The following is a 10,894-nucleotide window of genomic DNA, read 5'->3' on the forward strand; positions in this document are numbered from 1 at the left end:
CTCGGCTACCCAGCAGGCGCGTTTCACTTCAAGGTCGGGCCGTAGGAACCACTGGACCAGCCTCGATCACTATGTAGTTCCAGTCATCGAGTCGGACTCGGGCTGAGCTAGACGATCTTTCACGACAGCAGGAAAAGGGGCCAGTGAACTTCTACACAACCTTTGCCGATATTGCGCCTCGTAAAGAGGACGACGAAAAAGAGCCCTTCACTACGTGGCATGCACGGGTACAGCACCGCATACCGCATGTCCCTGTATCTGTTGCTGAGCACTGGCTCCATCGGCACTGGGATCAGTCGCCGCACTACTGGCTCGATCTAGCCCGGCTTCGGTTTCGACTTGAGCGGTGGACAAATGCTCGACTTGCTGAAATTCGTTTTGGGTTTACCTGGGGCAACCACGGCAACTGGCAGCGAGACCTCATCAAACCTAAGCACTGGCTTAGTGACCACTGGCTCTGGTTGAACATGGAGAAGCATGGCACATGGCCTGCTCCAATCATCGTCTTGGAGAACGCGAACGACGCCCCTAATTCAGCCTACGGGAAACTTCCACCACTGCTTCTCATCGAAGGGCATCACAGGCTTGAGTTCGCTCGAGCGCTCTCCACTCTCGGAAAGGCTTTGCCTGATCACGAAGTCTGGCTGGCGACCTTGGTGTGATTTCGTCTGAGAGGGTGTTGAGCAGGAGCAGGGAGGCAGGCGTCTTGCCCCTGCATCCTGTGCCGGGTCCGCTTCAGAGAAGCCGAGCCACCTTCCGGCGGCAGCAGACGAGGTAGGGCTACGCAGCTGCCCTATCAGCGTGACTGTTCGGAAATGTCGGGACTTTTGCGTCCAAAACCCCCGACATTTCCGAACAGGCGGCCGGCGAGTTCGGGCCCTCCGACGGCACGTCAGAGAGTCCAGGACCCCAGAGGCCAAGCCAAGCAATGCGTGCTTCGCCTGCTCGCTTTGCCTCACCACCCTCTGAAGGGGCGCTGGACAAACCTGTCAAACATCAGACAGGTTTGTCGGAAGTACAGTCGGGAGGAGGCATCCTTCTCTCAAAGCCAGAGCCTGCACGCATTTACCTGGAGGTGAGCAAGAGTGGAGCCCCCGATATTGCTAACGCTTATGGCACTTCCAGATGGACGTGGGGGCCGCTCCATTCTCGTTGCCCAGCAGGTCTAGTCCGTTCGTCACGGACCGTGATTCCGCAGGCTTGAGCGTCGGACACGAAGGTGTCGACCTCTGCCGTGGTGTGGTTACGCGTTCGCACATCGACGGCTCTGCCCTCGTAATGGGCACTGCCGACATTGTGCCTTCCTCCTGTCGTGGAAGTGACTGTGAAGCCTCTTTGCTCTGCGAAACTACTCAGGTCGCGGTAATCTCTCAACTCGTCCGGACATCCTCTGACTGAAGGTTGCTGAGCAGGCTCGAAGAAATCCCTCAAGAAATCCGCGAACCCTTGCTTCGCCTTGGCTTCTTCTGTTTTGGCTTTTTCTACTTTGGCTTTCTCCGCAAGAGCCTTCTCCGCCTTGGCGGCAGCGTCTGCGGACTTGGCAGCAGCGTCTGCAGCTCTAGCGGCAGAATCTGCTCCCCCACTCTTATCTGCGCCTCCAACGCTCATGCTGCTCCTCCAAATCCAGCTGGTTTTCCCGCTAGGGAAGAGGGCAAGGTGTGACGTCCGAGTTTGATCGTCAGCTTGCCCTGGGGGGAGGCTCCGCTGTCTTACAAAAGGCTCCTCGCGTGAGAAAAAGAGCCAAGACACTGCAGGCATGGCCCCGATTCTTGTCGACGCCAAGAGGAAGTCACTTGACGGGAATTTCGTTGGCCCATCCTCCATGTCTACCGGAAGGGCAGTCCCTCATAGCAATCTTTGATTCAGAGCCAGAGCGCCAGCACATGGTCGCGCTGGACATCGTTACCGAGAAGGAACGTCATCTCCCCTACCTCGGAGAACCCCCACTTCGCGTAGAAGGCTCGAGCGCGGGTGTTGTGCTCCCAGACGCCCAGCCACAGAACGTCATGGCCCCGCGCGCGGGCTTCCTCCACGCAGCGGTTCATGAGCGCGGCGCCGACCTTGGCACCCAGGAACGGCTGGTCCACATACAGCCGCATCAGCATCAACGGGCGGCTCCCAGGCACGCCCTTCTCAGGCGGGCTGTCGCGCAGCAGCGCGAAGGCGGCCGGAGTCCCGGAGACCTCCGCGAGCAGGTACAGGTTGCGAGGGTCCGCCAGCTCCGCGAGCTGGATCTCCTCCCGGTAGTGCGAGGCGAAGAACGCCTCCATGTCCTCGGGGGTGTTGTGGGCACCGAAGGTGTCACGGAACGTGCGCGCACCCAGGGCCGTCAGCGTCGCGGCATCGGCGGCCGTCGCAGGGCGGATCGTCAGGGGGTTCACCAAGTTCGCTCCCAAGAGTTCAGGTTATGCCGCTCATGCGCCTCGACTGGAGGGTTCTCACCTCTGGTCAGGCATCATTGGTACGGCCGCAATGCAGGTGGCAGCAGCCAGACTCGGACCATCTCCACCCCCGCCTGCGTCTTGAGCTTGTAGCCGCCTTCTGGCTGATGGACGACAGCTCCGGCGGTGAGAGAGATTTCGTAACCGTCACCCCTGAGCATGCAGCCCCCTGCAAGGATGAAGCAGGTGCATTCACGGCTGGCGCCGGAGAACTCCGCTCCTGCCGGGAACCAGTCACGAGAGATGCGGTAGTTCTCGTTGGGTTGGAACAGCCTGCGAACGGCCGCTTCGTCCAAAGTGCCGTGCTCGCCTGAGTCCCACTTATCCACCTTCACCAACACGTGTCGGCCCTAACTACGGATAATTCACGGGCCGAGGCGTGGGACTCGGCAGCGGGATGAACTCCGTCTCTCCGGGGATGCTCCCGAAGCGCTGCTCCCGCCAGTCCGCCTTCGCCTGCTCGATGCGCTCCTTCGAGCTGGAGACGAAGTTCCACCAGATATGCCGAGGGCCTTCCAACGGCTCTCCCCCCAGCAACAGCACGCGCGAGGGCTCTACCGCCCGCAGGAGCACCTCCGCCCCTCGCTGGAACACCGCCAGCTCTCCACGCTGGAGCACGCCTCCGGCCACCTCCACCGAGCCCTGCGCCACATACGCCGCGCGCTCGTCGTGCTCGGCCGTCAGGCGCACCACCGCGCCCTCCTCCAGATTCGCGACGGCGTAGAACAGCTCCGAGTGCGTCTTCACCGGCGACCGCGCCCCATAGAGCGCACCCGCCACGAGGCGAATCCGAGCGCCCCCGTCCTCGATCTCCGGGAGCGTGTCCGCGCTGTGGTGTACGAACGTCGGAGCCCCCTCCTCGTACACCTTCGGCAGCGCCACCCAGATCTGGATCCCGAACATCGTGCCGCCCTGCTGAAGCAGCTCGGGCGGCGTTCGCTCGGAGTGGGAGATGCCACGCCCCGCCGTCATCCAATTCACGTCCCCAGGCAGGATCCGCTGGATCGTCCCCAGGCTGTCGCGGTGCATGCCCTCACCCTCGAACAGATAGGTGACGGTGGACAGCCCGATGTGCGGATGCGGCAGCACGCTCATGCCCTGCCCCGGCGAGAAGACCGCCGGCCCCATCTGATCCAGGAACACGAACGGCCCCACCATCCTGCGCTGTGCCTGGGGCAACGCGCGCAGAACGTGGAGACCTCCCGGAAGATCGGCGCTCCGCGCCGCCAGCACCAGCTCCACCTCCGACGACTCCCACGGCGGACTCATCGCCTCTCCCTCCGAGAACCCCAGCGCCTCAGCCGCACACGCGGTTGCGACCGCCCGTCTTCGCCTCGTAGAGCCGCTCGTCCGCCGCGCCCACCAAATCCGACGCGCCGCGGTGCTCCGAGGCGAACTCCGCCACCCCCAGCGACACCGTCACCGGGATCGAGTGCTTGTCGAAGGTGAACTGCTGCTGCTCCACCATCTGCCGCACCTTCTCCGCGAACGTCCGGGCGCCCTTCAAGTCGATCTCCGGCAGGATCATCGCGAACTCCTCGCCGCCGTAGCGCGCGAACACGTCCTCGCGCCGGATCTTCACCCGCACCGTCGAGGCCAGCTGCTTGAGGACATAGTCCCCCGCCAGGTGCCCATATGTGTCGTTGATGTGCTTGAAGCGATCGATGTCCAGCATCACCAGCGACAGGCCCCGCTCATAGCGCCGGCTGCGAGACAGCTCCCGATCCAGCTGCTCGTCGAAGTAGCGACGGTTGTGGACCTGCGTCAGCCCGTCCATCGTCGTCAGCCGGTAGATCTCGTCGTGGTACGCCGCCTCGATGTTCCCGCCGGCGATGAACTTGAAGATCGTCCGGCCGATCTTCACCAGGTCCCCGTTGCACAGCTCCCGCTCGCCCTCCACCAGATCGTCGTTGATGAACGTCCCGTTGGTGGAGCCCAGGTCCCGGACACGCACGCCCTTCTTCGTGTTCGTGATGCACGCGTGGTTGCGGCTCACCGACTCCTGATCGACGCAGATGTCCGCCTTGGACGCGCGCCCGATGATGATCTCCGGCTTGCCCAGGTCGTACTTGCGCCCCAGATCCAACCCGTAGATCACCACCAGCGCCGCCTCCAGACTCAGCGGCTGCTCGGAGATCTTCGAGATGATCGTAACGACGGTCTCGTTCTGCGCCATAACGGCCCAAACATAACATTCCGCAAAACGCGAAATCCACCCCCGGTCTGATCCTCAGGGTGGGAAAACGTGAGCCCCCCACCCTACTCCATGGGTCAGGGGATGTTGAGCCGGCGAGAGCTGAACACCGGCGGGCGCAGGGGCGCCCCCGTCGGGTCCACCAGGGTGGCGGTGACGAGCAAGCTCAATCCGGAGCAGCCCGGGGGCAGCCGCAGGTCCACCTCGCCGCGCCCCTGGGAGGCGTCCACGTCCCCGCGGACCGTCTGGCCCTCGCAGCCCGCTCCCCCGTTGAAGGAGAGCTGCACGTACCCGTCGTCCGTGGGCCCGCTGCCGATCCGGAAGCTGGTGGTCCGCACGCGCACGGTGGACTCGCGGGGCACGCTCAGCCCGTCCCCCTCGGGGACGAGCCACGACACCTCGGGGCGGCGGTAATCGAGCAAGGAGGCAGCGCGGATGAAGTCGCTCAACCGCCCGAGGTGGAGGTCATTCGACTCCACCAGGGCCACCGGGCCCAACCGACCGCCGTCCTCCGCGCGCGCGGAGATCGCCTGCACGAGCAACTGCGAGCGTGAGCCGGTGACATCTCCGGAGTAGGTGCGGTCCTCGAAGGGCGCGGGCGGCACGGGCAGGCGGAAGCCGGTGGTGGCGTGCGCCGGATCCAGCAGCACCGTCCAGCGGCGCCCCACCCGGTTGGTGAGGACGACGCGCAGCACGGAGACTCCGCTCAGCCCCGGATCGCTGACGAAGCGGAACTGCCGGCCCGCCAAACCCCCGTTCGGAGCGGAGTCGAAGTTGTAGCGGGCCCCCTCGGGGACCGGGAGGAAGCTGCCCGCGACCGAGAGGGGCGTCGCGCCCTTGGGATCGAAGAGCAGGCTGGGGAGGGGCTCCACCAGCACGCTGCTCGCCGCGCCCGCCGAGGCGTCATTGAGGCTCGTGTTGGCATTGGCGAAGACGAGCAGCCGGTAGGGGTAGCCCTCCAGCCCGTGGTGCGCGGGAGCCATGCGGACGCTGACGAGCCCTGGCGCGGGCAGCCCCGCCTGCAGGTCCGTGTTGGGGTCCGCCGGCGCCACGTTCACCGCGAAGCCCAGCCCTAGCGGAACCACGCCCTGCCCCGGTACGTCCACCCCGCCCAGCACGAAGGCTCCGTCCAGGAAGGCGCCCCGGTAGCGCGGCAACGAGGGGACACGCACGGCGAACTGGAAGCCCAGCGGCAGTTGCTGGAAGTCATGGTCCAGCGCGGTGTAGTGCGCGGTGTCCTGGAAGTCCGGCGCGCCCGTCTCGGCCCCGGGCGTGGGCACGAGCCGGAACTGCACGTCCCGGACGACGGACGAGTGGAAGCGCCGCAGCAGGGGAATGCTCTGCGCGAGCACCTGGCCGATGTCCACCGTGGGGCCGAAGAGGCTCGGAGGCAGCTCCGTGGGGGGCACGTCTCCCGCCAGCGCCCACGCGGTGCGCGTGCCGCACGCCCCGGCGCGCAGGGCATCCTCGGGGTTGAGGTCCCCCGCGAGGCTGGCGTCGCACACCCCCGCCACGCCCGGCGCGGCGTACGACCCCGGCGTCGAATCCGAGGGCAGCGCCAGGAATGCGCCCTGCGGCAGCGATAGGTCCCGCGAGAAGCCTCCCATGTTGAGGGGCACCGTCTTGGTAGGGCCGAGGATCTGCTCGTTCGTCAAATCCAGGCCCAGGCCGGGCAAGGACATGCCGGCAAAGCCCATGTGGAGGTTCGACGAGACGGGCAGGTTCGTGAAGGTGCCCTTCGTCCCGCCGTAGGCCGCCAGCGGGTTGCGCCGCAGCGGCAGCGACAGATCGCGCGAACCGGACGCCGTGTCGTAGTGCGCCAGCGTGAGGTAGCCGTAGTCCGCGTGGAAGGCGGTGACGCTCACCACTCCAGAGGCTGGTACCTGCGCCACTCCGCCCGCGTCCGCCACGCCCGAGCCCGTCGCGCTCCCCGCCTCGTCGGCCACCACCACCCACGTGCCGGGCAGCGGCCGTCCCGTGAGCTCATCCGTCACCACCACGCGCACCTGCCCGGCCTCCACCTCCACCGGGAGCACCGTGACGCGCGCGCGGCAGGAGGCGTTGCCCACCCGGACCTCCACCGCATCCATGGCCTCTGCCGGCGCCGACAGCGTGAAGATCACGCTCGTGCTCGTGCCCAGGCCTTCTCTCACCACCGCCTCGCTCGCCGCCGCCCAGGAGATGCCCCCAGCGGGCACCACCGGCTCGCCCTCCGCGTCGCTCACCGCCACATCGAAGCGCACGCGCGTCCCTTGGGTGCCGATGACGAAGTCCGGTATCACCCGGCAGGACGCTGCGGCCGCCATGGACTCCTTCTCCACGCAATGGCCATCCCGACAGACCTTCTTGTCACAGTCCGCGTCCCGCCAGCACAGCGACGCCACGCACTTGCCCGTATCGCACTGGCAGCCCAGCGGATTGCGGTCGCACTCGTTGAGCGAATACGGCCCGCGCCGCAACGCCGAGCAGTCCTCCCGGGTGCGGCAGGCGGGCTCGCACCGCGAGGCCACCGTGTTGCAGAAGAAGAGCGACGGATCCGGGCAGTCCTGATCCACCGTACACGGCGCGTTCGGATCCTTCGCCGGGGGCGTGGGGATGGGCGTTGTATCCTCGTCGGCCGCCGAGCAGCCGTTGAGCGCCGACCCCACGCAGAGCAACCCCAGCATCAGCACCAGGCGGGTGGGTGCGTTCATCGCGGACTCCCTCTTCACAAAGACGATCCCCCGGACCTTACAGGCAGCAGGACCGGTGCGCGACCGCCACGCCCAGGCTGCCGCGCGTTCCGGGCCCGCGCCCGCCCGGCTGCCCTCGTGGGTAGCGCCGGCACGGCCCCAAATGGACTACCGTCCGCTGCCCATGCCTTCCCTCGACGACCTGCGACTCGATCTCACCGGGTGGACTCCCAAGCAGCACTCGGAGTCAGAGGCCTACTGGTTCAACGCCTCGGGAGATCTGCTCTCGCTTCACTTCTTCTCCGAGCCCCCCGACATCCCCGTGCCGCTCGAGGACCTCTCGGGGCTGAGGGCCACCTACCGCAAGAGCATGCACGAGGTAGGCGGTGGCATCGTCGAGGTCGACACCGTCCCCCTGGCGGGCCTGCGCGCCATCCGCACCGTCTTCAAGTTCCCGCAGCAGCCCAAGGGCATGACCTACCTGGCGACGCTCACCCTGCCCTTCGCGGAGTGCAGCTACGTGCTCAAGGTGCAGTGCCCCGAGCAGGGCACCACCGGCGTTCGGGACAGCAGCGTCTTCGCGGAGGCCATGGCGCAGGTCCAGCTCTCCACCCAGGAGGAGGTCCAACGCTGGATGCAGGAGCAGTGGGCCCAGGATCCCTACGAGCCGTCGGACCGGGGCCCGGTGCGGCGCAATCGCTCCGACGACGCCCGCTATGACGAGCGGTTCCCGGAGCACCCGCTCTCCCGGGCCCGGCGCGCCCTGGCCCACCTGGAGCGCACCGTGAAGGTGACTCCCGCGCTGAGCCAGGCCCGCCCCTTCACGGGCCCAAGTACCCCTCCCGGTTCGGCGCCCCAGCTCCTGCCCCATCCGCGCCGGCACCACTACGAATTTGCGCACCGGGTCGTGCCCCACCTGTTCCTGAAGGATCCCGCCCGATTCCTGGGCGCCCTGCACCAGGGCGCCGTGGCGTTCCTCGAGCACCTCTGGGGGCTCGTCGGCGAGGACGTCCCCAAGGAGGAGGTGCTGGCCTCGAGCGGGCTGGGCGTCGAGTTCCACGTCGATGACGACTCGGTGGTGGCGGTGCTGAAGCTGCCCCCCGTGCGCGCCGTGGCGGAGGCCATTCTGGTGGGCTGTCACGCCTGGACCTCCCCCGCCAAGAAGCAGGCCGCTCCCGCTCCGGCTCGCTACTTCACCCTGGAGCTGGGAGCCCTGGAGGATGGCACGCTGCGCACCGTCCTCGGCGAGTGGGAGACCCCCTCCTGGAGCCACTCCAACCACGGCGATGGCCTCCCGCCCACCAGCGAGGCCTTCGTCGCCGCCATCCGCGCCCAGGTCCAGCACCCCGCCTCGCCGGAGAATTGAGCCGAAACGCCCGGCCAGCGACCGGGCGCGTCACGCGGAGTGCGACCCCCGCGCTCTTCATTGGCTTTCCCGCCGGGCCGGTCGATGATTCGGGGCACATGGCGCGCGAACTGCCCAAGTCCCTCAATGCCCTCATGCCCCGGGTGCTGGCCCGACTCGCCGAGGAGTCTGGCAAGGGGCACGCCCTGGCGCCCGTCTGGGCCGCGGCGGTAGGCGCGCAGATCGCGAAGCACTCTTCTCCCTACACCCTGCAAGGAGGAACGCTGGTGGTCACCGTGGCGAGCGCCGAGTGGGCCCGCACCCTGTCGCTGGAGCAGGCCTCCCTGGTGGAGCGCCTCAACGCCAGGCTGGGAGCGGGCACGGTGAAGACGCTGTCGTTCCGGTTGGGGGGCTGATGCTGGCGCTGGCCCTCACCGCCCTGGTGGCCGCCACGCCGCTGACTCCGGAGTCCATGGAGAAGCAGGCCGCCCTGCACGTGGTGCGCGAGTTCGAGCGCGTGGGCCGCCGCGCGCCGGTGCAGGACAAGGCCCTCACCGAGGCTGCCCGGAGGCTGGCCCGCGAGGCGCTCGGGCCGCAGATGCCCAACGGCGCCCCGGATCTGCACGCGCTCACCCTGGCGGTGAGCGACTCGGGCGGCGCCGACCCCAGCCCTCGCTCCCTCATCATCCGCGCCTGGGAGCACTCACAGGCCATCGACACCTTCCTGGCGCGCCAGGACTTCAACACCGAGCCGACCACCCACTACGGCGTGGGCGTCGTCACCGCGGGCGAGCGCGCCGCGCTGCTGTTGCTGATGGCCGACCGCAAGGCGGAGCTGGTCCACTTCCCGCGCAACTACTCGCGCCCCGGCTCCACCCAGGTGCTGTGCGGCGAGCTGGCCACGCCCCTGCGCTCGGCCGAGGTCTACGTCACCCTGCCCGACGGCAACGTGCAGCGCGTGCCCCTCACGCGCGAGACCGGCCCGCGCTTCTGCTCGCAGCTGCGCTTCCTCCAAACCGGCGCCTACACCGTGGAGGTGATTGGCCGCGCCACCAAGGGGCCCGAGGTGGCGGCCCTGTTCCTGGTGGACGTGGGCGGCCCGCGCGAGCGCGGCGAGCAGGAGCCCGGCTTCGACTCCGAGCCCACCACCGTGCCCGAGGCCCGCGAGGCCCTGCTCTCGCGCATCAACAACCTGCGCAAGGCCCACAAGCTCCCCCCGCTGGCCCCGGCCGCGGCGCTGGACACCGTGGCCCAGAAGTACAGCGAGCGCATGGCCCGCGAGGGCTTCTTCGCCCACGTGGCCCCGGACGGCTCGGACCTGCGCAAGCGCCTGGAGGGCGCGGGCCCCGCCTACCGCAGCGCCGGAGAGAACCTGGGGCTGGCCCCCGGCCCGCTGTCCGCGCACTTCGGCATCGAGCACAGCCCTGGCCACCGGAAGAACCTGCTCTCGCCCCAGTTCACCCACGTGGGCATCGGCGTGGCCTTCCAGACGGTGGAGGGACGGCCCCAGGCCATCGTCACCGAGGTGTTCTCCTCCGCGGGCATCGCCGCCACGGCCGACCCGCTGGTGGAGGCCTACAAGGCCCTCGACGCCAAGCGCGCGGAGCGCAAGCTGCCCCCGCTGGAGCGCAGCGAGGTGCTCGAGCAGATCGCCATGGACCACGTGCGCCGGGCCCTCAAGCAGGACACGCCCAAGGCGCACCTGCCCGACAGCCGCGTTCACGACCGGGTCTTCCGCGCCATGGTGGACGTGGCCACCACGGCCGTGGACTTCTATGTGGCGGAGGACCCCACCACGGTGCCCGAGTCCAAGAGCCTCCTGGATGCCCGCAACACCCAGGTGGGCGTGGGAATCATCCGCGGAGACTCTCAGACCTTCGGTCGGGGCAAGTACTGGGTGGTGGTCATCTACACCACGCCGCGCTGAACCTCAGACGCTCAGACGGGGCGGCGCTGGGTGGCGTAGGCCTCGATGCCCATCTGCGGAGGCGCCACGTTCTGGTACAGCGGGCACTTCATGCAAGAGAACGACTGCCAACCCCGGCGCACCGCCTCATCGAGGCAGTTGTCGTAGTGGTGGCAGTTGAGGTTGCGGTGCGTCTCGACGCCAGCGCGCTTCGGGCCAGCCTCGGGGTTGATGGTCTGCGGAAGATCGGACGGACACGGCTTCATGGAACGGAGCCCTCCCAGGTAAGCAATTTCCCCCCCGAGCTCTTCTGAACCAGCAGTGCAACCTGACCTC

11 protein-coding genes are annotated in these 10,894 nt (G+C 67.7%); 4 read left to right on the forward strand and 7 right to left on the reverse strand.

Annotated elements, in window-relative coordinates:
- The first annotated feature begins 143 nt into the window (after positions 1-143).
- Positions 144-662: a hypothetical protein gene (locus SYV04_RS15970; RefSeq protein ID WP_321546642.1), complete on the forward strand. Its 519-nt coding sequence runs from the start codon at positions 144-146 to the stop codon at positions 660-662.
- Between the two features lie 448 nt (positions 663-1,110).
- Here SYV04_RS15970 and SYV04_RS15975 read toward each other — a convergent pair whose 3' ends face one another.
- The 6 genes from SYV04_RS15975 to SYV04_RS16000 form a co-directional block, all read right to left on the reverse strand.
- Positions 1,111-1,608 (reverse strand): hypothetical protein, encoded by a 498-nt coding sequence (locus SYV04_RS15975; protein ID WP_321546643.1) that lies wholly within the window; start codon positions 1,606-1,608, stop codon positions 1,111-1,113.
- 254 nt (positions 1,609-1,862) lie between these two features.
- The gene (locus SYV04_RS15980; RefSeq protein ID WP_321546644.1) at positions 1,863-2,381 is read right to left on the reverse strand and encodes a GNAT family N-acetyltransferase; all 519 of its coding nucleotides are present in this window, start codon (positions 2,379-2,381) and stop codon (positions 1,863-1,865) included.
- Positions 2,382-2,455: 74 nt separating this feature from the next.
- Positions 2,456-2,782: a hypothetical protein gene (locus SYV04_RS15985; RefSeq protein WP_321546645.1), complete on the reverse strand. Its 327-nt coding sequence runs from the start codon at positions 2,780-2,782 to the stop codon at positions 2,456-2,458.
- A 13-nt stretch (positions 2,783-2,795) separates the two neighbouring features.
- Positions 2,796-3,710 (reverse strand): pirin family protein, encoded by a 915-nt coding sequence (locus tag SYV04_RS15990; RefSeq protein ID WP_321546646.1) that lies wholly within the window; start codon positions 3,708-3,710, stop codon positions 2,796-2,798.
- A gap of 28 nt (positions 3,711-3,738) precedes the next feature.
- A complete protein-coding gene (locus tag SYV04_RS15995) occupies positions 3,739-4,617 on the reverse strand; it encodes a GGDEF domain-containing protein (RefSeq protein ID WP_321546647.1) in 879 nt (292 codons plus the stop codon).
- A 95-nt stretch (positions 4,618-4,712) separates the two neighbouring features.
- On the reverse strand, positions 4,713-7,328 hold the full coding sequence (locus tag SYV04_RS16000; RefSeq protein ID WP_321546648.1) for a carboxypeptidase regulatory-like domain-containing protein: 2,616 nt from the start codon (positions 7,326-7,328) through the stop codon (positions 4,713-4,715).
- A 163-nt stretch (positions 7,329-7,491) separates the two neighbouring features.
- Here SYV04_RS16000 and SYV04_RS16005 point away from each other — a divergent pair, with 163 nt between their 5' ends.
- The 3 genes from SYV04_RS16005 (at position 7,492) to SYV04_RS16015 (ending at position 10,579) form a co-directional block, all read left to right on the forward strand.
- Positions 7,492-8,673: a hypothetical protein gene (locus tag SYV04_RS16005; RefSeq protein WP_321546649.1), complete on the forward strand. Its 1,182-nt coding sequence runs from the start codon at positions 7,492-7,494 to the stop codon at positions 8,671-8,673.
- Positions 8,674-8,771: 98 nt separating this feature from the next.
- Positions 8,772-9,068: a DUF721 domain-containing protein gene (locus SYV04_RS16010; protein WP_321546650.1), complete on the forward strand. Its 297-nt coding sequence runs from the start codon at positions 8,772-8,774 to the stop codon at positions 9,066-9,068.
- Positions 9,068-10,579: a CAP domain-containing protein gene (locus tag SYV04_RS16015; protein WP_321546651.1), complete on the forward strand. Its 1,512-nt coding sequence runs from the start codon at positions 9,068-9,070 to the stop codon at positions 10,577-10,579. Before SYV04_RS16010 ends, SYV04_RS16015 begins: the two co-directional genes overlap by 1 nt.
- Before the next feature lie 11 nt (positions 10,580-10,590).
- Here SYV04_RS16015 and SYV04_RS16020 read toward each other — a convergent pair whose 3' ends face one another.
- Entirely contained in the window at positions 10,591-10,824 is a 234-nt protein-coding gene (locus SYV04_RS16020) for a hypothetical protein (RefSeq protein WP_321546652.1), read from the reverse strand.
- Positions 10,825-10,894: the final 70 nt, after the last annotated feature.

This window comes from Hyalangium ruber (assembly GCF_034259325.1).
Taxonomy (GTDB): domain Bacteria; phylum Myxococcota; class Myxococcia; order Myxococcales; family Myxococcaceae; genus Hyalangium_A; species Hyalangium_A rubrum.